19 protein-coding genes are annotated in these 21,127 nt (G+C 42.1%); 10 read left to right on the top strand and 9 right to left on the bottom strand.

Annotated features, from left to right (window positions below; all coding sequences use genetic code 11):
- Positions 1-30: 30 nt before the first annotated feature.
- Complete coding sequence (gene purM / locus UWK_RS15550) at positions 31-1,095, bottom strand: phosphoribosylformylglycinamidine cyclo-ligase (RefSeq protein WP_015405346.1); 1,065 nt, start codon at positions 1,093-1,095, stop codon at positions 31-33.
- A gap of 142 nt (positions 1,096-1,237) precedes the next feature.
- Between purM and UWK_RS15545 the strand changes: the two genes are divergently transcribed.
- The gene (locus UWK_RS15545; protein WP_015405345.1) at positions 1,238-1,435 is read left to right on the top strand and encodes a DUF2065 domain-containing protein; all 198 of its coding nucleotides are present in this window, start codon (positions 1,238-1,240) and stop codon (positions 1,433-1,435) included.
- Between the two features lie 58 nt (positions 1,436-1,493).
- Here the strand turns inward: UWK_RS15545 and UWK_RS15540 are convergent, their stop codons facing one another.
- Positions 1,494-2,801 (bottom strand): tetratricopeptide repeat protein, encoded by a 1,308-nt coding sequence (locus UWK_RS15540; RefSeq protein WP_015405344.1) that lies wholly within the window; start codon positions 2,799-2,801, stop codon positions 1,494-1,496.
- A gap of 78 nt (positions 2,802-2,879) precedes the next feature.
- Between UWK_RS15540 and mgtE the strand changes: the two genes are divergently transcribed.
- Positions 2,880-4,262: a magnesium transporter gene (gene mgtE / locus UWK_RS15535; RefSeq protein ID WP_041916449.1), complete on the top strand. Its 1,383-nt coding sequence runs from the start codon at positions 2,880-2,882 to the stop codon at positions 4,260-4,262.
- Between the two features lie 19 nt (positions 4,263-4,281).
- Positions 4,282-5,394, top strand: coding sequence for a S1C family serine protease (locus tag UWK_RS15530; RefSeq protein ID WP_015405342.1), 1,113 nt, complete (start codon positions 4,282-4,284; stop codon positions 5,392-5,394).
- On the opposite strand, the gene UWK_RS15525 is transcribed toward UWK_RS15530, so the two are convergent.
- Positions 5,384-6,439 (bottom strand): hemolysin family protein, encoded by a 1,056-nt coding sequence (locus tag UWK_RS15525; protein WP_015405341.1) that lies wholly within the window; start codon positions 6,437-6,439, stop codon positions 5,384-5,386. The two genes, UWK_RS15530 and UWK_RS15525, sit on opposite strands and share 11 nt — an antisense overlap.
- A gap of 152 nt (positions 6,440-6,591) precedes the next feature.
- Here UWK_RS15525 and UWK_RS15520 point away from each other — a divergent pair, with 152 nt between their 5' ends.
- Positions 6,592-8,127, top strand: coding sequence for a leucyl aminopeptidase (locus UWK_RS15520; protein ID WP_015405340.1), 1,536 nt, complete (start codon positions 6,592-6,594; stop codon positions 8,125-8,127).
- Positions 8,128-8,187: 60 nt separating this feature from the next.
- Here UWK_RS15520 and ypfJ read toward each other — a convergent pair whose 3' ends face one another.
- From ypfJ to UWK_RS15495, 5 genes are all read right to left on the bottom strand, one after another.
- Complete coding sequence (gene ypfJ, locus UWK_RS15515) at positions 8,188-9,048, bottom strand: KPN_02809 family neutral zinc metallopeptidase (protein ID WP_015405339.1); 861 nt, start codon at positions 9,046-9,048, stop codon at positions 8,188-8,190.
- 8 nt (positions 9,049-9,056) lie between these two features.
- The gene (locus tag UWK_RS15510; RefSeq protein WP_015405338.1) at positions 9,057-9,341 is read right to left on the bottom strand and encodes an EscU/YscU/HrcU family type III secretion system export apparatus switch protein; all 285 of its coding nucleotides are present in this window, start codon (positions 9,339-9,341) and stop codon (positions 9,057-9,059) included.
- 8 nt (positions 9,342-9,349) lie between these two features.
- Complete coding sequence (locus UWK_RS15505; RefSeq protein ID WP_015405337.1) at positions 9,350-10,393, bottom strand: hypothetical protein; 1,044 nt, start codon at positions 10,391-10,393, stop codon at positions 9,350-9,352.
- 70 nt (positions 10,394-10,463) lie between these two features.
- Complete coding sequence (locus UWK_RS15500) at positions 10,464-11,141, bottom strand: flagellar brake protein (RefSeq protein ID WP_015405336.1); 678 nt, start codon at positions 11,139-11,141, stop codon at positions 10,464-10,466.
- 12 nt (positions 11,142-11,153) lie between these two features.
- The gene (locus UWK_RS15495) at positions 11,154-11,843 is read right to left on the bottom strand and encodes a PilZ domain-containing protein (RefSeq protein WP_015405335.1); all 690 of its coding nucleotides are present in this window, start codon (positions 11,841-11,843) and stop codon (positions 11,154-11,156) included.
- A 481-nt stretch (positions 11,844-12,324) separates the two neighbouring features.
- Between UWK_RS15495 and UWK_RS19120 the strand changes: the two genes are divergently transcribed.
- The 6 genes from UWK_RS19120 (at position 12,325) to UWK_RS15470 (ending at position 17,143) form a co-directional block, all read left to right on the top strand.
- A complete protein-coding gene (locus UWK_RS19120) occupies positions 12,325-12,504 on the top strand; it encodes a hypothetical protein (RefSeq protein ID WP_015405334.1) in 180 nt (59 codons plus the stop codon).
- A gap of 403 nt (positions 12,505-12,907) precedes the next feature.
- Positions 12,908-13,090, top strand: a complete 183-nt coding sequence (locus UWK_RS15490) for a hypothetical protein (RefSeq protein WP_153304914.1) — start codon at positions 12,908-12,910, stop codon at positions 13,088-13,090.
- A 39-nt stretch (positions 13,091-13,129) separates the two neighbouring features.
- Positions 13,130-14,176 (top strand): N-acetylneuraminate synthase family protein, encoded by a 1,047-nt coding sequence (locus tag UWK_RS15485; protein WP_015405333.1) that lies wholly within the window; start codon positions 13,130-13,132, stop codon positions 14,174-14,176.
- Positions 14,177-15,301 carry a UDP-N-acetylglucosamine 2-epimerase gene (gene neuC / locus UWK_RS15480; protein ID WP_015405332.1) on the top strand — a complete coding sequence of 375 codons (1,125 nt, stop codon included), beginning with the start codon at positions 14,177-14,179 and terminating at the stop codon, positions 15,299-15,301. It abuts the gene before it with no gap.
- A 7-nt stretch (positions 15,302-15,308) separates the two neighbouring features.
- Positions 15,309-15,998, top strand: a complete 690-nt coding sequence (locus tag UWK_RS15475) for an acylneuraminate cytidylyltransferase family protein (RefSeq protein ID WP_015405331.1) — start codon at positions 15,309-15,311, stop codon at positions 15,996-15,998.
- A complete protein-coding gene (locus tag UWK_RS15470) occupies positions 15,998-17,143 on the top strand; it encodes a polysaccharide pyruvyl transferase family protein (RefSeq protein WP_015405330.1) in 1,146 nt (381 codons plus the stop codon). Before UWK_RS15475 ends, UWK_RS15470 begins: the two co-directional genes overlap by 1 nt.
- 12 nt (positions 17,144-17,155) lie before the next feature.
- Here UWK_RS15470 and UWK_RS15465 read toward each other — a convergent pair whose 3' ends face one another.
- On the bottom strand, positions 17,156-20,467 hold the full coding sequence (locus UWK_RS15465; RefSeq protein ID WP_015405329.1) for a DUF2920 family protein: 3,312 nt from the start codon (positions 20,465-20,467) through the stop codon (positions 17,156-17,158).
- Positions 20,468-21,127 lie beyond the last annotated feature (660 nt).

The following is a 21,127-nucleotide window of genomic DNA, read 5'->3' as shown; positions in this document are numbered from 1 at the left end:
AGTTCGGAAGGTTACACACGTTTTTTGTCTCTACTTGCGTCTTTCAAAAGTCAGGTTAACCTGTTCATCACCCTCTTTTAAAGCTGTGATATCACCAATAACAAAGGCCTCTTCACCATGGGCCTGGAAGCGAAGAATGATTTCTTCCACGGCATCATCATCCACAGCAATCATTAGGCCGATACCCATATTAAAAGTACGGTACATTTCCTCTTTCGGAACCTTACCATTCTCCGCCAGGAAATCGAAGATGGGTTGTGGTTGCCAGCATCCGCAGTTGATGTCAGCTTTGCACCCTGCAGGCAGTATTCGTGGAATGTTGTCTATAAAACCACCACCCGTGTTGTGAACGATACCGTTTAGTTTAAAGCTTTTGAGTACTCCAAGAACCGACTGAACATAGATTTTAGTTGGCTTGAGAAGTTCTTCGCCAAGGGTGCAGCCGAGTTCTTCCATGTACTGATCCACGCTGAAATCATTGTCGCTAAAGCATATTTTACGAACCAGGGAGAAACCATTGGAGTGAAGACCGGATGATCTGAGTCCGATTATTTTGTTGCCAACCCGTATCTCAGAACCATCGATCAATTTGTCACGGTCACCAATTCCCACAACAAATCCTGCGAGGTCGTAGTCTCCTGCCTTGTAAAGACCTGGCATCTCGGCAGTCTCTCCACCAACGAGGGAGCACTGAGACTGGATGCAGCCTTCAGCAATACCTCTTACGACTTCGGTGGCAACGTCAAGTTCGAGTTTTCCTACTGAGTAATAGTCAAGGAAACAGAGGGGCTTGGCGCCACCAACGATGATGTCATTCACGCACATTGCGACAAGGTCAATGCCTATGGTGTCGTGCTTATTGCATCGCTTGGCAATCTCAAGTTTTGTACCGACACCGTCGGTTGAGGTTACCAGCACTGGCTGTTTATATTTGTCAGTGTCTATGGCAAAAAGGCTTGAAAAACCACCTATATCGTTTAAAACACCGCGCTGATGCGTTGATTTGACAATGTCTTTAATTCCATGAACAAATGCATTGCCCTTGTCAATATCGACTCCGGCTTCACTGTATTTAGATTGTTTTACGTCGCTCATTTTTCTATTATATTAGTTATCGTTAAGGATTGAGAAAACTTATGCATATTAGTAAGAGTTTTGTGAAATTGCAAGGAATCTCCAAACCATCTAGGAGCATCTTGTCATTTGCTGATGATATCAAATTGCATGGGAAATAGTTATGAAAATTTTAATTTTATTGGTAGGCATGGTCTTAATAGTAGAAGGTATACCCTATGTTGCATCCCCGGAATCCATGCGTGAATGGTTGAAAAAAATAAGTGAGATGAAGGCAGAACATCTTCGCATACTGGGTCTTTTTTCAATGTCTTCAGGCTTGCTGATCTGCTGGTTTGTACAGCGTAGCGGCTACTTTTAGAACCTTGGGAAGTTTTTTGAAGACTGCGTTGATATCGATTTTTGACCTTTTTCTGTTGTTAGAATTTTCCTGGCGGATCTGCGTGTTTTTCGAGAATAAAAATAAATCCTTCTATCCACTCTCCTCCATCCTTTCTTAATCTGCTATGGACACTTTTCAGAATAGTCCAGCCTGTTTTTTGGGATACCATATTGATATAGTCGTGGGAGTGTCCAAAACGTCCTGTTGTCTTCAGTTCAAAAGTTTCACTGTGTGAAACTTCCACCGAAAAAAGAAAGAGGCCCTTATCACTACTGCTGTCCGAACATGATGCGAAAACCTGTTCAAGACACCCCATATATGTGAAGACATCGACTGCCACAATCAAGTCAAAGACGTCACTGCTGTTTTGGAGAAAGTGAAGGATGTCGTCTTTGATCAGTTTTTTGTATATCTTTTTCTCAGCCGCAACATGCAGCATTTTTTCTGAGATATCAACACCGATAATTTCCCTGCAGCAATCGTTAAACTCCTGTCCTGCCAACCCGGTTCCGCACCCGAGATCAAGGGCAAGAATCCTTGAAGAGTCTGGGAATAAATTGTTGTAAAGGGTGTGTAAGGTTGTAGGGGTTCTATACTCAAGATTGTCAATTAAACTCTGTTCAAATTCGGTTGCATAATTGTCAAAAACAGCTTCCACGTACTCCAGTGGGGCCGTGTCAGGGGTTTCTCCTGAGAGTGAGTCAAGCATGTGTTTTGCGCCTTGATGCTGCGGGTTATACAACAACAGTTGCCTGTAGAGTTGCTCTGCCTTTTTAATGTTTCCTGATTTATGACAGAGATAGGCGTAATTGTTGAGGCTTGAGAGGTGGTCTGGTGTTTCTTTAAGAATACGCATATACAAGCGCTCTGCTACTGCATAATCTTCCATATCCTGGTGGCAGAGTGCAAGGTTGTAGAATGTGTCAACCGTTGTGTCACCTGCTTTGATGGCATATCCAAAAGACTGTGCAGCTTCTGAAAACTTATATAACCTTCTAAAGTTAAGCCCACGATTGTAATGAATATCGGGATCGTCTTCCTGCAAACCTGCAGCTTTCCGGTAATGGTTTTCAGCGTCCTGAAACAACCCGAGTTCAAAGAGAACCAGACCGCAGTTAAAGTGAAGTAATGATAAGCCAGGAAGTTTTTTTAAGAGTTGTCTGTAAAGCTTAAGAGCCTTTTCCAACTTGCCGTCTTGGTGGAGTTGACAGGCCTGAGCAAAGAGATTTTCAATGTCACGGTGGCTCGGATTTTCTGTTCTGGAAATTTCACACATGGGTAAAGTCTGGAAAATAAGAGAAATGGCTAAATCAAATTGACGGAATTGGTATACTGGATGTATCATGTAACGTTCATCTGGATGTAAGTCAAGGCCTTGAACCCGGCATAGCTCTTTAAGGCTATTGTTAACATGGTGATAGTAATGGAAAAAAACGAAAAAAAAGAACTTATTGGTACCGAGGGGAAACTGCTGCTCGATATGATCCGCAGATTGAATCGTCGTGGTGCCACAGAAAACCTCCTGAAACTTATCACTAAGACCCATCCTGCTGATACAGCCTGGGTGTTCAGACATCTCTCGGAACTTGAGCGCAAGGAAGTCTTTGATATTCTGGCCCAGACCGATCAGGTGGGTGATTTTATAAGTGAACTTGATGAATCAGTCATGGTGCCTCTTGTTGAAAATCTCAGCCCGAAATTCATGGCCGACGTTATCAGTGAGATGGCTTCGGATGATGCTGCTGATATTATAGAAGCATTGGACGATGATTTTGGGGCTGAAATACGCTCTCAAATGGAACAGGCTGATCGGGAAGAGGTTGATGAACTGCTTCAGTATCATCCAGAAAGTGCGGGTGGCCTGATGTCTCCAGATTTTATGTATCTGGATGAGGAGTTAAGCGTTGGTGAAGCTATTGCCAAGGTACAGAAAAGAAGTGAAGAAAAAGAGATGGTCTTTTATCTCTACATAACCTTCGGCGATGGTAAACTTGCCGGTGTTGTTTCACTTCGTGAACTTCTTACCAATCCGCCCCACAGGCAACTGAAAAATATCATGAAGAAGAATGTGTTGTCAGTAAGTACTGATACCGACAGGGAAGAAGTTGCCCATGTGATCTCCCAGTATAATCTCCTCGCGGTTCCTGTTGTCGATGCAAGCTACACGCTTGTTGGTATCGTAACAGTGGATGATATTATTGATGTTATGCGGGAAGAAGCCACCGAGGCTTTTTTACAGATGGCCGGTGCCGGTAAAGATAGAGAAATTCTTCTAAAATCCACTTCGGAAAATGTCGTTCTTCGTGCTCCCTGGTTATTTGCTTCCTGGATCGGAGGTGTTATGGCATTGTTCATTATTGGCGCCTTTGAAGAAGAGCTTACCAAGGTTCTTGCACTCGCAGCCTTTATCCCCATTATCATGGGAATGGGCGGCAATATTGCAACCCAGTCCTCCACCATCGTTGTCCGCGGCATCGCCACAGGCCGCATTAATATGGAAGATTTCCATAAAATAATTTTTAAAGAGATGCGAGTGGGTGTTATTCTGGGGATCCTTTATGGTGGTTTCTTAGGGGTACTCGCCTATTTTGGATATGCGGAACCAAAACTTCTTGGCCTGGTTGTAGGACTTTCAATATTCTTTTCTATGGCCATGGCTGCAACAATTGGTACTGTTATTCCACTTATTTTAAAACGTTTTGATATTGACGCTGCCATTGCCACAGGTCCTTTTGTAACCACAGCAATTGATATACTTGGAGTTCTCGGTTATTTTATGATTGCTAAATTTTTCCTGAATCTTTGAATTGTAGTAACTAGTTATTATGCTTAAATCTTCATCCGGAAAAGTTTCACCGCTTGCTATTCTTGTCCTTATTCTTGTTGGACTCTGGCTGCTCTTTCAACCAATTCAAAACAGAGTTTTTCGCCCTGCCGCTGAGCCGCGTGCCGTGACAGCCCGCGGTGATCTTGCCGAAGATGAAAAAAACACCATAGAACTCTTTAAAAATATTTCTCCTTCCGTTGTCTATATTACGACCATTGCGGTTCGGAGAAACATGTTTTCATTGAATGCTGTTGAGATCCCACAGGGTACAGGATCTGGATTTATATGGGATGGGAGTGGCAGGGTGGTCACCAACTATCATGTAATAAGCGATGCCAATCGGATTGAGGTTACCATGGCTGGTCACAGCACCTGGAAGGCAGTTCTTATCGGAGCTGCTCCCGATAAGGATCTAGCTGTGTTGCAGATTGATGCTCCGGCCCATTTGTTACGTCCCATTCCCGTTGGCGAATCAACCGATCTTCAGGTAGGTCAAAAAGTTTTTGCCGTCGGCAATCCCTTCGGCCTGGATCAAACCATCACATCAGGGATTATATCCGCCCTTGGCCGTGAAATCAAAGCGATCACCGGTAGAACAATCCGTGATATGATTCAGACAGACGCCGCCATCAATCCAGGAAATTCAGGAGGCCCTCTTCTTGATAGTGCAGGACGTCTTATTGGCGTCAATACTGCCATTTTTTCACCATCCGGAGCTTATGCCGGGATTGGTTTTGCCGTGCCTGTCAGTGAGGTGAACCGGGTTGTTCCTCAGTTGATCAGTAAGGGAAGACTGGTCCGGCCGGGAATTGGTGCATCTCTTGCTGATGCACGTCTTGTCAAACGCCTGGGAATAGATGGAGTGCTTGTACTTGGGGTTGAACAGGGAGGGCCTGCACATCAGGCGGGAATCCGTCCCACAAAACAGTATGGTAATGAAGTAGTATTGGGCGATATTATTACTGATATAGGTGGGAAAAAAGTGCAATCCTACGATGATATAAGAACTGAACTTGAACGCCATGCCGTGGGCGACGAAGTTGTTGTTACTATTCTTCGTGATGGGAAGTCCATTGATCTCAGATTACGCCTTTCGGTCCTTAGTGACTAGCATTTTTTTTGAGCTTTCCAGGGATTTTTCTGTTTAATTTCCTAGCGAGTTCTCGCATATCATGCGTTTTATCTGATTCATCGACAATTTCTCGACCAACGATTTCTTCAAGAACGTCCTCCATTGAAATAACACCTGTTACGGCACCATACTCATCAACCACCACAAAGAGATGTTGATGAATCTCAAAGAATTCGACGAGAATATGATTTAAAGGAGACATTTCCGCTACAAAATGAACCTGGGTCGTCAGTTCAGAAAGTTTAGTATCGTTGCGCTGTTCAGCAACTGCTCGCAGGACATCACGGCGCATGATGATACCGCTTACATTGTCAGGTTCATTCTTGTAGACGGGGATTCGGCTGTGGCTTGAAAGTCTGGCTTCATTAGCCATAACATCTGCCACAGTCATTGTTTCATCGAGAGAAAAGGTAACGGTACGTGGGGTCATAACATCACGCACAACGCGATTACCAAGCTCTAAAATATTAAAAATTACCCGTTCCTGATCTGCGCCTATTTCTCCAGATTGCTTGGACAGGGCGGCAATGGCCTGAAGTTCTTCAGCGGAAATTGTATCATTGTTTTCGGCCTGCGGGATGACTTTTGTCATCAGTTGGCAAAGCCGAATGATGGGTTTCAGAATAATGACCATCCAGCGAAGAGGAAGGGCAATATAGGGGGCAAGCAGCACCGTGTAGCTGACACCGAATGTCTTAGGAAGTATTTCTGAGAAGAGCAGGATAATAAGAGTGAAGACAGCTGAAAACAGGAAAAGATTTTCTTCACCAAAGACAACGGCAGCAGCGGCTCCAGCGACAGCGGCCCCGAGAGTGTTGGCTATGGTATTCAGGGTGAGAATGGCAGTGATCGGTTCATCAATATCTTCTCGGAGCTCCTGGAGAATAGGGCCTGATTTATGCCCCTGCTTCTTCAGCATCTCAACCTGACTTGTTGAAATTGAATAAAGAACCGCTTCCAGAATAGAACAGAAGGCAGAAACAGCAACGGCTAAAAAAACAGTTACGATAAGTGTGCTTGTCAAGATATGCTCCAAAAGATGTATTGTTGTCGGACAAGGAAGATCCGTGTTTTTTTTCAGTTATCAGTATACAAGGCTTTAACTTCTTTGCCAAACAGATGTGAAAGCACTATAGTTATTAGTCAAGAAAAAATGTGCTAAATGGAGAAATTACAGTGATATCAACAAAACTTATTCGTAGAAGCAAAAACCCGGAAACCTTCAATGGTGATATGCTTGTTTATTGTCTCGAATTGGACAGCAAAGACAAGGTAATTACCGATACCGTTCCATCCTCAAGAGAATTAAAGAATGCAATCAAGTTTGGGGATTTTACCGGTGAACAGGGCGATTCACTTCTTGTCTATCCGCAGGTTGAGGAGCAAGGAGATGATTCACCGAGACGTCTGTTATTCCTGAGTCTTGGGCAGTTGAAAGGAAAGAATGCTGCTGAATTACGGGAAATATGCCGAAAAACCGGTGGACTGATTGCCGCCAGGGCCAAAGGAGCGAAGAGTACACGGCTCTGTCTTAATCTGCCTGAAATCAAGGGATTGACCGTTGAAAATGTAACCCAGTGCCTGGTTGAAGGGATATTGCTGGGTGACTATCGTTTTGTAAAGTATAAAGCAGCTCCTGAAAAGGGGAAAAAAGAGGTGTTCAAAGGGATAGAACAGCTTTCACTCTATTCCGCGTCCGGAATCAGCGGGATGCGTCGTGGTATGTCTAAAGCCCATGCGTCTGCAAATGCTGCCTGTACTGCACGGGACATGGCAAACGAACCCGGCAACGGATGGACAGCCAGTCATTTCGCAGCCTATGGAAAAGCCCTTGCCAAAGAATATAAAATGAAGTGTACGGTTCTTGGAAAGAACAGTATGCAACGTTTAGCAATGGGAGGTTTACTTGCTGTCAATCAGGGCTCCGCAGAACCGCCTAAACTGGTAATCCTCGAATATACATCCCCGAAAAAAGGGGCCGAGACCATCCTCCTTGTCGGCAAAGGGCTTACCTTTGATTCCGGTGGAGTAAGCCTGAAACCAGCATCCGGGATGGAGGATATGAAGTATGATATGTGTGGAGGTGCTGCTGTGCTCTCTGCAATGGCCGTTGTGGGTAAGGAAAAGCCTGACATCAATGTGGTAGCCATGGTACCTGCTACCGATAATATGAGTGGCAGCCGCGCGCTGAAACCGGGAGATATTATACGTCACTTTGGCGGGATAACTTCTGAAATCGTCAATACGGACGCAGAAGGAAGACTGATACTTGCCGATGCGCTGGCCTATGGTATTAAAAAATTTAAGCCCACCTGTGTTATTGATCTGGCAACACTGACCGGTGCTGTTATTTTAGGACTTGGGCATCACCGGACAGGGATTTTAGGTAATAACCAGAAGGTGATAGACCGCATTATTGGTGCCGGTGAGCGATGTGGAGAACCACTCTGGCAGTTGCCTCTGGACGTTGAATACTCGAAACAGATAGATTCGGATGTGGCGGATATTAAAAATACCGGGGGACGTCCAGCCGGAACCATCACAGCTGCAGCCTATCTGGAGAAGTTTGTCGGTGACACTCCATGGGCTCATCTTGATATTGCCGGGACTGCCTGGGATTTTACCGAAAAATCGTACATTCCCAAGGGTCCGTCTGGAACCGGGGTCAGAACCCTTGTTGAGTTCATTAGAAACTGGAAGAAACTTTCCTGACCTGGTTGTCCAGGATTCCCGTGCAGGTGGGAGTCCTGGACGTCATTCGGAAAATCTGTTTTACAAACTACTGCTGCTGAATGTGTCGCAGGCTTCCATGGTTCCTGCGCTGTAGCCTGTCTTAAACCAGCGCACCCTCTGGGATGAAGAACCATGGGTGAATGAGTCGGGGGTGATATATCCCCGAGACTGTTGTTGGAGGCGGTCATCACCAATATGACTGGCGGCATTCAGAGCTTCCTTGATATCTCCAGGCTCAACGATATTACGAACCTTATCTGCGTGGTGAGCCCAGATACCAGCAAAACAGTCGGCTTGAAGCTCAACTTTGACTGAAAGTTTATTATACTCCTTCGCGGAAATCTGTGGTCGTAGCTCCTGAACCTTGTCGCTGATTCCGACCAGTTTCTGCACATGGTGCCCAACCTCATGGGCAATAACATAGGCCTGGGCAAAGTCGCCTGGCGCATCGAGCTTATTTTTAAGATCCTGATAAAAGGATAAGTCTATATAGACCTGGTGGTCGGCAGGGCAGTAGAAGGGGCCCATGGCAGCCTGGGCAAAACCGCAGGCAGATTCAACCTGTCCACTGAAAAGGACAAGTTTTGGCTCTCTGTAGGTTCCTCCCTTGTCAGAAAATATCTTTGTCCAGGTGTCTTCGGTGTCTGCCAGAACAACTGAAATAAAGTCAGCAAGTTCCTGTTCTGCAGCACTTGGCTGTGCTGTACTGGTTTGAGAAGGGGAACCCTGCTGTAAACCGTCAGCCATATTCATAATGATGCCGGGATCTATGCCAAAATACATCCCCACCAGAGCGAGTACAAGTATGCCAATACCACCCCCCTTCTTGGTTCCTCCGGGTATTCGTATTCTCCGTCTATCTTCAACGTTGGAACTTCTACGACCATTTTTCCAAAGCATTCCTGCTCCTAGGATACAATTTTATTTTTAAATTTCTCATTTACCTTGTAGACAAATGCCAGAACTTCTGCAACCGTTTGATACAGTTCGGTTGGAATTTCGGCACCAAGATCAATTTTAGAGAGTAGTTCAACCAGGTTTGCGTCCTCCTGAATATGAACACCAGCTTCCCGAGCAGTTTCAATGATACGTCTGGCAACTTCTCCCTGTCCAGAGGCGACAACCCGAGGGGATGCTGAAGTCTGGGCATCGTAGAGGATAGCAACGGCTTTTTCCAGTTCTTTTTTTTTCATGGTTATTATTATATCTTGGTATCAAGTATGGATTTACCGGCTGGAGCCAGCTGTTGTATCAGTTCATTAGCTGGATTACCGGCCCCATCAGTAAAGCTGAGCCCGAGAAGATCCGTCGAACTGATCATCTCTATTAAGGTCTCTCTCTGGCTATTGGCAAAATCCTTTTTCTCTTCCGAGTCGCAGGCAAAACGAATGTACAGACCTTCTTTCATTTGAAGAAACATAACCTCTATATCTCCTAAAGGCTGCAAAGAGAGGTGCAGGGAAAAACGAAGTGTTTGAGTGGTTGTTTCTTCATCTTTCTGGAGATCGTACTTCTCGACAAGAAGATACCCGTTATCGAGAAAAGGGAGAGGAAGCGGGAAAATCAGCAAATTTTCCGAAGCTAGACGCAACTGGGCCAGTTGATAGAGTTCCAGAGTACCAAGAAGCCTGTTTGTCGTATCGGCAAGCTCTTCTCCACCTTTCATCAGAGAGGCAATTTCCAGCAGGGCAGCCTTCAGCGTGAATGCGGCCGGGGTCTTGTTGCCACCGCCCAGGATGGCCTCAAGAGACAGGCCAAGTCGGCCGAGCAGTTGCTGTAACAGTGTGCCTCCGTCCTTGCTGTCAATGGGTTGTTGTTGAAGGCTGTGAAACTCTTTTAGTCCCTGCTGGGATGTCAGGCTGAGCTGGTCTAAAAAGGGGGATGGTGATTTGTTTAAGGATTGGAATAATCCACCGATATCAATGTTTTTACCTAGCAGGGTCAAGGTTTTGCCGAAAAAAAGTTCAGGTGTCCTGGAGATAATTCTGAGTTCGAGAAGGGGTTTGGTTGACAGGACTTCCAGATCGAGTTTAGTGCCGGGACTTAAACGGACTTTATCGCTTTGAGCAAGTATTTTATCACCAAGAATATCGAGGTAAAAGCGATTGCTTCCTGCTGATTCAAGGACAGTGGCCGAAAGGGTCTGGCCGGGTCTTGCCTGCTGCTGGGACTGCTGCCTGCCGCTGCCGTCTGATGTCGCCGTTCCCACAGCCTTAATAGGCGAAAGTGCGTTGATAGGAGTCATAGTACTCTTTCGGCAAAGGGAGACACTATCTTAATGGATAATGCAATGCGGCACAAAGTACCAATTGCACTTATCCGGCGGTTTGGACTTTTTTTCGCAACTGGTTACGTTGTTCGCGAAGACAGTAGGAGATGATTGAGTCTTTGTCTTTGGCATTAATGGAATCAAAATGGAATGCTACCTGATAACTGTCCCTTCGAAGTCTCCTGCTCCTGACAACATGTCCAATGCAGTGTACCGGATTCCGGTTGCCTGCAAGGTGGATCTGCAGTGATATCTTGTGCCTGCTTTTGGGATCTTCAGGGAATATCGCCAGAACACCACTGCCGGACATATCAAGGGTATGCCCATCCATGTTCCATGATGGGATTTTACTTTCCATCGATTCCGGATCGTACCGGGCAGTTATGGAAACATTGGCACCAACTCTGAAATATTCTCTCAAACTTTCAGGTCGTACACTGTTTTTGGCTGTGAGCTCAAGGGTTCTGTCACCGTTTATCGCCGTTATTTTAGCTGTCACCGTCAAGGATGTTTGACCGTGTTTGATAGATACGGGACAATGTTTTTCCAGGTCAATAGCTTCGGGAAGTTTTTTGGGAGGGAAGACCAGGAAAAAATTCGGAGAAATGGACTCCTTATAGATACAATCGAGACGGATTGTCTGATTATTTTTGGTTGGTATATCAATTTTAGCCGTTTCGCTGTCGGCTATTTTCTTGATCGTCTCTGATATTGAAGCAGTCACCGTGAATTCCTTTCAATTTCCCTTTACTTTAACTTTCAGTCGAAGCAGCCGCCTCTGGGCAACAAGACAACATCCGATAATAGCATCCTGATCCTCATCTTCTATTTCATCAAAGCGATAGGCTGCATCCCAGAGTTTTTCGGTGAGTTGGGAAATACGTACGGGGGAGGCAAGGGTTTTGATAACGGTCGGTTCAGTTGTTGGCAACGCCAGTTCCAATCGAACCTGAGTGTTGGCAGGAGGTGCTTCGGTAAAGCTGGCGCGAAGTCCTGATCCACTGAGATCAGCTGTAGTACCGGAAATTTTCCATTGTTCCTCAGGGTTTCCAAATCCAGGAGGGATAACAGATTTTATGATAATTGGGACTGTACAATCAACCCTGAAGTATTCGCGCATCTGTTCATGGCTGATGGTTTTTTGCAGAACCATCTCCAGGGTCTGATCGTTTATAATTTTGGTGATGTTACTCTCCAGAGAGATACTCTGGCCAGCATCATCCAGGCTGATGAGGCATGAGGTGTTTGTGTCTATATTGTCTACAGGAAGTGTCCCCTGTTTAAACAACAAATTGAAGTGCTTACCGGTTCCCTTTTGAAGGATGCAGTGGACCAACAGTCTGTCGTCACTGTTGAGCATCGGCAGAAAAAGCCTGACAGGTTTGTCACTGTATGTTTTCGATAACAATTCATTCTGCTCTGTCACTTGATATCCTTAGTCAAATTTATAGAGAGTCAATACTCTGAGCCTGATTATCTTCAGAAGAAAGTATAACGATTTCCAAAACACTACATTATATCGTTTCCCATTATTTTAGTTAATAATACAAGATATAACGAGATTTTTTTTTACAATCACACACTTTATCATCTATCAAATTTTGTATCAATAAATTATCTAATTCAGTTCAAAACTCAACAATTTTCACCTGTCATTGTTTGGGAATTAGAAAGTATACTTTGGTATGCGCACTTTAAAGAAAATATTTCCTGGCTTCAATTTGCCTTTCTGTGAATGTAAGATGTTAATCTGGCTGGGAGGTTTTTCAAGTTGTTGAACCAGTTGTGATGTACCATCATTGTCTCTATACCTCTAGGGAAGGTGAAAGTATATCCCAACAAACTTATAAAACCCTCAAATCTGATATGGCTAATTAGGGCTTGAACGAGATAATAATAACTACCAAATGTCTGTAACATATTTTTTCCTGATTACCATCGAAGCTCAGCTTTGCAACCCTGAGTTGTTCCGTGTCGATTACATGGGACTCCATAAACCCATCAATGGGGGCTCTGCTGCGGCCGTTCAGGCCGCAGATGCCCATATAATCAACACGAAACAATTCCTCCTCAGACGGGTAGGCTGAGGAATAGTGGTAATCTGGTATTTTTTTGTTACGAAGCGAATATTTTTCTAAATTGTTGTTTTTTTACAAATTAACATCCTGTTGTTGTTTGCATACCACGCCGAAAATATGATATATGTTAATAATATTTGGTTAGTATTCTGATCTCACAGGATTTTTCATTGAGCAGAAGATCTTCGGCCAACGATGTCATATGCCACCAGTAAAAAAGATCTAGTTAAATTTAAGTAAATTACTTGTCGTGCTGATACTAAAATTTCCATTACTACTGGTATGATATGCTGCCTTTGCAGTTCTGGAAATGCAACAATAGACTGTTCTAATCTTGCCCCACGTAGCCGAGTTTTTCTTCTTTGAAAAGGTGCACGCTCCGGGAGCTGACCATAATAATGTACGTACTGATATGAAGAAATGGGAGATAGTTGTCTTCGGTGTCGTGCACTTAAATTTTAAATATGATTATGATCGTATTCAAGAGTCAGCAAACAATGATAAAACTATTAGACAACTATTGGGAGATGTGACGTTTGTCGATATATATACCAATATAACAATTCCTGCCGCAGAGCCAGCTCAAGGTGGCTGAGTTTAATAAATAATCAAAAATTATTTTGAGCGAGGTGACATGAAAAAACCGGAAATTCAAATAGCAAATAGACGGATCGGTTATCATCACGATCCACTTGTTATTGCAGAGATAGGAATCAACCATGAAGGCATACTTCAGACTGCCATTGAAATGGTAGATGCGGCTCTATCGGCGGGAGCAGAGATAATTAAGCACCAGACTCATGTAGTGGAAGATGAAATGAGCGATGCTGCCAAAAAAACTATCCCTGGTAATTCCCCTGACTCTATTTATGACATTATGGATAGATGTTCTCTCAATGAAGAAGAAGAATGGGAACTTAAAAGATATACCGAGTCTCGAGGAGCAATATTTATCAGTACACCTTTTTCAAGAGCAGCTGTCGACCGTTTGGTGAAATTTGATGTTCCGGCATTTAAAATGGGCTCGGGTGAATGTAACAATTATCCTCTATTGGAATATATATGCTCATTTGGAAAGCCCATCATTCTCAGTACGGGAATGAATGATTTGGTAGGTGTAAAAAAAGCAGTTAAGATATTACGGAAACATACGATCCCTTTTGCCCTGTTACATACAACTAATTTATATCCAACCCCACCAGAATTAGTACGTTTAGGCGCGTTGCTTGATCTGGAAGAAGCTTTTCCCGATGCCGTGATTGGACTCTCTGATCACACCACCAATAATTTGGCCTGTCTAGGGGCGGTTGCTCTTGGAGCGTCAATTCTTGAAAGACATTTTACTGACTCAAAGGATCGGAAAGGACCAGATATAGTCTGCTCCATGACTCCAAGTGAGTTGAATGAACTCATCGCCTCAAGTAAAATTTTAAAATTAGAAAGAGGGGGAGACAAAACAAGTCTTTTAGACGAGGAACAGGTAACCAGGGATTTTGCCTTTGCCACTGTTGTGACTATTCTGCCTGTAAAGGAGGGAGAGGTTTTTTCAAAGGAAAATATATGGGTTAAAAGACCAGGTACAGGAAAAATATCGGCTGAAGAATACAATAACGTACTAGGGAAAAGAGCAGCCAGGGATATTACAATGAATGTTCACTTAGACTGGAGCGATATTCAATAAATGAAAAAAAGAATTCTTTTCATCACAGCAACTCGTGCAGATTTTGGAAAATTGAAATCACTTATTCGTGCAGTTAAGGAATCAAATGAGTTTGAATACCAGATATTTGGTACAGGTATGCATATGCTTGCCAAATACGGTGGTACCATAAAAGAGATTCCCCGGTCAGGATTTGACAATCTTTTTACCTTTATGAATCAGGTTGAAGGGGAAAGTATGGAAGTTGTCCTTGCAAATACAATTATTGGATTAAGTCGGTATCTTGCTGAGAATAAAATTGACCTGATTGTTGTCCATGGGGACAGGGTTGAAGCTTTGGCGGGTGCAACGGTAGGCGCATTGAGAAATATATTGGTTGCACATATTGAAGGTGGTGAAATTTCTGGAACCGTTGATGAGCTGATGAGGCATGCTATTTCGAAGTTGTCACACATTCACTTTGTCGCGAATGACAAAGCAGAACAACGCTTGAAGCAATTGGGTGAAGATCCAGATGCCATTTATTGCATTGGATCACCAGATGTCGATGTCATGCTATCCGATGAACTGCCTTCCCTCGAAGAAGCCAAAGCGCGATATGAAGTGACCTTTGACTCATATTCGGTTGCAATGTTGCACCCGGTTACGACAGAATTGGAAATCCAGTTCGATAACGCTGCACTTTTTGCGGATGCTCTACTGGAAAGCAAGCGGAATTATATCGTAATTTATCCTAATAATGATTCTGGATCGGAGTATATCTTTGCTGCATATAAGCGTTTACAAAAAAAGAACAATATCAGAATCTTTCCTTCTTTGAGGTTTGAGCATTATTTAACATTTCTAAGAAATGCTGATTGTTTAATCGGGAATTCCAGTGCTGGTATTCACGAAGCCCCAATATATGGTGTTCCAACAATAAACATTGGTACTCGCCAACAGAACAGATTTAAACATCCCAGTATTTTTGATGTTCCCTTTGATCGAGAAGCTATTCTCTCAGCGATTAAGCAGTCACAAATTTCAAAATCGTATCCAGCATGCAACTACTATGGGCTGGGAGATAGCGCTAAACAGTTTACGCAGGCCCTCAAGGAAGATGTTTGGAAAGTATCAAACCAAAAACTTTTCAGAGATGTAGGGTAAAAACGTCATGTATAAACAGAAGAAAATTCTTGCCTTAATTACTGCTCGAGGAGGGTCAAAAGGAATCCTCAAAAAAAATATCAAATTGTTGGGTGATAAACCGCTGATTTGCTGGACAATAGAGGCGGCATTACACAGTCAATATATTGATCGGTTGATTCTCAGTTCGGATGACTTTGAAATTATTGAAATAGCCAAGATGGCAAATTGTGAAGTACCGTTTACCCGGCCGAAATATCTTGCAGAAGATGAAACATCAAGCATGGACGTCATTATGCATGCATTGGAGCAGATTGAAGAGGAATATGACTATTTACTCTTACTTCAACCAACCTCTCCTTTCAGGACCACACAGCAAATAGATAACATCATCGCTACTTGTCTCGATGAAGAGTGTGGAATGATGATTTCTGTTGCAAGATTAAAAAAACATCCGATGTTTATGTATCGCTTGAATGGCCAGTATCTAGAATCTTTAATGGATACTCAACAGCAGCTTAGACGACAGGATATGCCAGCGGCATATGAACACAATGGTGCGTTGTATCTAGCAGAAATTGATCTCTTGAAAAGGGTTAAAAGTTATACTATTCCAGAGGCATACGCCTTTATCATGACTGGTGTTGCTAACCTTGATATCGATGACCAAGAGGACTGGCAGTATGCTGAGTTTTTAATAGAAAAGGGGCAGGTTTAATGAGAATTTTACATGTAGCATCTTTTCTTGGCAATATAGGTGATAACGCAAGTCATATGGGGTTTAAGCGTATCATCGATTCGTTTTTCAGTAAGTATGAAATCCATCGCATGGAAATCAGGAAATTTTATAAAAGTTATACCCTCAAAGATAAGTGTGAATTTAATGAAGGATTTATAGATTATGCAAACACTTTCGATTTGCTGGTAATTGGAGGTGGAGGGTTTCTTGATTATTGGGTGAAAGACAGCTTTACCGGAACGACAATCGATTTCTTTCCCGGGGTGTTAAAAAAACTCACTACACCGATGCTTATAACTAGCATTGGATGTAACCCTCATAGAGAAGTACCCGAAGGAAATATTACTAAGTTCAGAAGATTTCTTGATGAGCTTTGTGCACGGCCCAATATCAAGATTGCCTTGAGAAACGATGGCTCGGTGAATTCATTTAAGGATGAAATTGGAGAGCATTATCTGGAATACATGGAAGAAATATTAGATAATGGCTATTTTTACGAACCAGTTGAGCTTGATCCAATATTTACTAACGGTAAGAGATACGTTGCAGTTAATATTACCAGCGATCAGTTGACTATGAAAAGTAATTCTCGTGGTAATATTGATACTGCACGTTATTACGAAGAGCTTTCAAAATCTCTTACTTATCTAATTAGTCAGGAAGATTTCGATGTCGTCTTAGTTCCACATATTTATAGCGACCTTAGGGCAATATCTGATTTACTGGTTACTATGGATGATTTCTTGATTCGCCGACACGTCACTATCGCACCTTGTATTCAGTATGACAAAGGGGCAAACTTACTTTTTTCAATATATAAGAACAGTGGCCTGGTACTCGGTATGAGATATCATGCAAATGTTTGCAATATGGCAATGGTAAAACCAATTGTAGGATTGGCAGCCTTAGACAGAGTTCAATATGCGTATGACTCTCTTAACCTGAACGATCGTTATGTGACTGTCGCTGGCAGTTTTTCAGATGAACTCGTGAGTAAAGCTTCAAAAACGTTACATGAAACTGAAGAATCCGTAAATAAGTACAGACAGAGTATTGATCTTGCAAAAAAGCGGACCTTAAAGATCTATGGACAAATGTTTTCCCAATTGGGTGTCGCCGGGTAGACGTCTATTTTTTTACCATGCCTCAATTAACTCAGTCTCTTCGTCGCGCTCAATATAGTCTAACATCTTTTGTATATCCGTTTGTATGCTGTTTATATATTCAGCCAAAATTCTCTTGGATGTTTCAAAAAATTGAACTGCCCCTTCATCAGTGGGTTCCATCGAGCACTGAATAAAGACGCTGGTAATAAATTGCATAAAACCATATGGCAAGAGGGAGGATGGCAGGAAGTTAGTTTGATTTTTTCCCACATTCACCGCCGAATATAACAGTTGGAGAGTGTTGATAATCTCCTCTCTGGTTTGCGGCGTTGCAGTTGTGAACCCAAGCAAAGATTGTAGATATTCTTCGATTTGATTCATCTGTACTGTTTTTAACCTGTTAAGTATTTCATCGGATGAATAATTATTGTTGAAACAACTTGATACCTGTTTCCGTAAATCCTTCTTTGACGTTTTCCCGGAGTATTTTTTTGGAAGATTTTCTACCTTTGTTGGAATTGCCCCTGAAATACGAGCACCTTCACCGACGTTATACCAACGTATTTTTGGGAATTCGGCAATTTTCATTTCCGTTGTCTGTAAGGACCAGGACAGCACCGAGGTAGTACGTATAGTTGAGCCAAAGTTTCCTGGAATGTCGGATGTGGCTTTTGCATCCACGCTATCATCTACAGGGGAATGGTCATGGAGGGTATTTGCAGCATGCATTTTCTTACCCTCTGCAGGTGCGCCATAATCCACACCAAAAAGATAAACCTCTTTTGCGCCGAGGGCAGCACTGATAGCGATTCCGGCATTAGTAACTGTAGGGTTTACTGCGGTAGTCACTGCATAGTCCTTTCCTAAAAATGAAGAACCTGGATCCCTGAATTTCTGAAAAACAAGAGTTTCCTTATAATAGTGATCAATTTTGGGGCTTACGACATTGAGCTTAAGAAGTGATATCTGTTTTACAAGAGCAAGATCGTGTTTTTCCTCGTGTTTGGGGAAATGCCATGTTCGTTCCTGAACAATCTCATAATCAGGAATTATTCCAGCTTTGAGCAAAGGAGTTATTGCAGATCCACATGAGAAAATGAGAGCATCATTTTGATGTTTTTCTATATAGGAAATCGAATCATTGAGTGAAGGGCCACTTCCAACAACAAAAGCGCGAAATGTCTTTTTGGTTCGTCGTCCTGTGTAAAATTTATTTCTTTTCTTTATATTCCTCGCACTCATATAAAAACCTGTCCTCTGATCTTCGTACCATCCTGCATCTGATTGTGATCTTTCAATGGAATCTGATTGAGGTTCTTTCTGGATAAGTTCTTTTGATTGCAAAGAATTAAGATGATTTAAACGGTAGAAATAGCTAGTAAGTGGCATGAATCGGTTTTTAATAAAAGTAATATTACTAAGGACGGCTTTGTCAGCAGTGTCACCTATAACAAGGTTAACCCCCTTGCCGTTGGTGTCAAAATATTTAAAAAGGAGATTCCACGGTACCGTGAAGAGGGAGGTGTAAAAAAGATCAAGGTGTGGTTCGTAGATGGTCATGTAGCAAACATTTCTTGTTCTCAGTAATTCAGTTATGTGGTATCCCAGACCTATTCCATAAACTCGAACCAGGGGCATAAAGTCAGTTTTATAATTGTTGAATGGTGCAAGGTTGTCATAATTGACACCTAATTTTTTAAATATACCATTTGCGAACAAATCATTAAGCATCTGACATTGAATAGGACTATTAATTTTCCAACGATCATTCCCTCCACCCACAAATGCCTCAGCAATTGTAGCATTGGCCGAAAGTCCTGAAATATTCTTGTTGATATTATCGAATAATGATTTTTTGTTATAGACCTTATATAAGGGTGAGTTGCTCTTTATCTCATATATATTTGGGCTTCCATCTGGATTACTGCAAAGCCAGTACTCATTGCATTTATGATTGATTACCATGTTGTAAAGTGACGGATGCTTTGCTTTGAAATATGCAAGGTTTTGATTGAAAATATCGTTTTTGTATGAAGGGGGGAGGTGAGTCAGTGTAAGCGTCTTTGTACCGATGGTGGGCTGTTTCTTCATGTCATTTTGCATAGTTGAATTTAGCGGAATATCTTTATCGTCGATACAGTTGTTGTGGTTCGATACTGATGGATTCATCTTGAGTGAGGTGACTTTGACTTCTAAACCTTTATCAAGGCAGTATGTAAACTCATATTTTTTACTGAAACAGTCAAAGACATGCTTAGACTTGAGATGAAAATCAGTTTGATATTTATGTTGTTTGTTTACAAGTGCATTCTTCTGGAATGTAACATCATATAATTTTCGCAGAGAGGCGTTCATGCCGTGATTGAGATTTTTAAACAATGAACCATCAATTTCTTTGTCGCCGATTTCTGAAAAATCGACATAGGCGAATTCTTTCAATTTGTCACAAAACATCTTTTTTTCAGCTAGTAAGGCAATAATGTCTTTTTTGGAATGGTATGAAAAGTATTTTGTGTCAGACTCAAGCATATGCTCTTTCACAGTAACATTGCGTATCATTCTGTTGGCGTCGGAAAAATACTTTTCTGAAAATTCGTTGTTCTCCCATAATGATTTTGTGGTTGCCGGAATTTCATATCTTTTTCCATTAACCATTCGCATATAACTGGCACTACTTGTTACCAGTGATGGGTGAATTTCAGAAAATTGTGTGGCGACAAAGCCAGAATTGTCAATTATAAAATTGAATGTATGGGGAGCGAATTTGCCCATCAATAAGGCAATATATCCACCATAGGATGTCCCCAGGATGTTAATTTCTGATAATTTTATTTTATAGTTTGAGAGTATGTCGTAAAGAACATTCAAATGTTCTATGGCAGGTAAAAAACCAAATGAAGAGTATTTGTCAGGCAAGGTAGTTTTAACTGCCAATAGGGGAGAAAGTCTTGAGATTTTTCGTTCAACCAAAAAGGCAAAAATATCATCAAATATTTTGTCCATTGGTTTGCCTGCTACAAACCTCTTAGTAAATTCACCTGGTTCTAAATCGAAAATAGATTCCCACGCTTCAGGAGAAAATTCAACTACACTTCCAGTCCTGTTGATGCCGTGATACGACACTCCTACAACAATAGATTCATATTTTTCACTTAAGTAAGGTCTCAGTTTTTCAGACTGATATTCAGACCCAGGGTGTCCACCATATCCGTCAATGGAAATTATTAGAGGGTATTCGACTGCTGGGTTGTAATTATCTGGAAAAGTAATGTAATAAACTAAGTCGGATTTGGTGTTGAGCTGTAGCTCGGGATCCATTACCGATTGTATTGTTCTTTTCATCTAACTTGTCATCCTGTAAACTATTTTCTGCACCACTATATATGTTCAGATATAATGAAAGTATGATCTGAACATGAAAAACTTCTAAAGAAAAATACGCTATCGGAATTTTGAGTGCTTTATGGGCAAAACAATATTCCAACCAACGGTAAATTGCAGCATGTACTAAAGACCTCAATTGACTGAAAAGGGCATGATGGTGTGTCAAGTTTCATTTCTTTGAGATGTGCTGATACTGAAGAAATAATTGATCTTGCACACTATTGCTATAATAGCAGGTTTGAGCGATCTTTTGAAATAGATAATTTTGTTACGTAATTCTTTTTCGACCAGCACTATAGAAAAAAAGATACGACTGTCGACCAAAAGGTACCTCAAACGCTATTTTATTATTTAGACAGTGATATTAGTGATACTATAAGTACAGAAAAAAGGTCGCTCGAAAAAAAAGAATTATGTTTTGTGAACGCACTTACAGGATACTGTTTAACGAAGTATACCCTCGGCCAGTAGGTGATTGAACAGATCGATGAACATGTCGGCTACAGCCCCAAAATAAATAAAATAAATTAAATAAAAAAAAACTAAAGTATTCTGGAACCACTTCCGATACGTCCTATAAGGAGTAGAGCCCTTAACAGTGTTTTTACAAAAGTTATA

It is taken from the genome of Desulfocapsa sulfexigens DSM 10523 (assembly GCF_000341395.1).
GTDB classification, from domain to species: domain Bacteria; phylum Desulfobacterota; class Desulfobulbia; order Desulfobulbales; family Desulfocapsaceae; genus Desulfocapsa; species Desulfocapsa sulfexigens.
Note: the sequence above shows the minus strand (reverse complement) of the source record. Positions and strands in the feature narration are given on the sequence as shown.

Coding starts and splice junctions, on each gene's coding strand:
- UWK_RS15490 (WP_153304914.1), top strand. CDS start 12,908: ATGAAGAAATGGGAGATAGTTGTCTTCGGTGTCGTGCACTTAAATTTT.
- UWK_RS15540 (WP_015405344.1), bottom strand. CDS start 2,801: ATGATACATCCAGTATACCAATTCCGTCAATTTGATTTAGCCATTTCT.
- ypfJ (WP_015405339.1), bottom strand. CDS start 9,048: ATGCTTTGGAAAAATGGTCGTAGAAGTTCCAACGTTGAAGATAGACGG.
- UWK_RS15470 (WP_015405330.1), top strand. CDS start 15,998: ATGAGAATTTTACATGTAGCATCTTTTCTTGGCAATATAGGTGATAAC.
- neuC (WP_015405332.1), top strand. CDS start 14,177: ATGAAAAAAAGAATTCTTTTCATCACAGCAACTCGTGCAGATTTTGGA.
- UWK_RS15505 (WP_015405337.1), bottom strand. CDS start 10,393: ATGACTCCTATCAACGCACTTTCGCCTATTAAGGCTGTGGGAACGGCG.
- UWK_RS15485 (WP_015405333.1), top strand. CDS start 13,130: ATGAAAAAACCGGAAATTCAAATAGCAAATAGACGGATCGGTTATCAT.
- UWK_RS15510 (WP_015405338.1), bottom strand. CDS start 9,341: ATGAAAAAAAAAGAACTGGAAAAAGCCGTTGCTATCCTCTACGATGCC.
- UWK_RS19120 (WP_015405334.1), top strand. CDS start 12,325: ATGTCTGTAACATATTTTTTCCTGATTACCATCGAAGCTCAGCTTTGC.
- UWK_RS15475 (WP_015405331.1), top strand. CDS start 15,309: ATGTATAAACAGAAGAAAATTCTTGCCTTAATTACTGCTCGAGGAGGG.
- mgtE (WP_041916449.1), top strand. CDS start 2,880: ATGGAAAAAAACGAAAAAAAAGAACTTATTGGTACCGAGGGGAAACTG.
- UWK_RS15545 (WP_015405345.1), top strand. CDS start 1,238: ATGAAAATTTTAATTTTATTGGTAGGCATGGTCTTAATAGTAGAAGGT.
- UWK_RS15465 (WP_015405329.1), bottom strand. CDS start 20,467: ATGAAAAGAACAATACAATCGGTAATGGATCCCGAGCTACAGCTCAAC.
- purM (WP_015405346.1), bottom strand. CDS start 1,095: ATGAGCGACGTAAAACAATCTAAATACAGTGAAGCCGGAGTCGATATT.
- UWK_RS15530 (WP_015405342.1), top strand. CDS start 4,282: ATGCTTAAATCTTCATCCGGAAAAGTTTCACCGCTTGCTATTCTTGTC.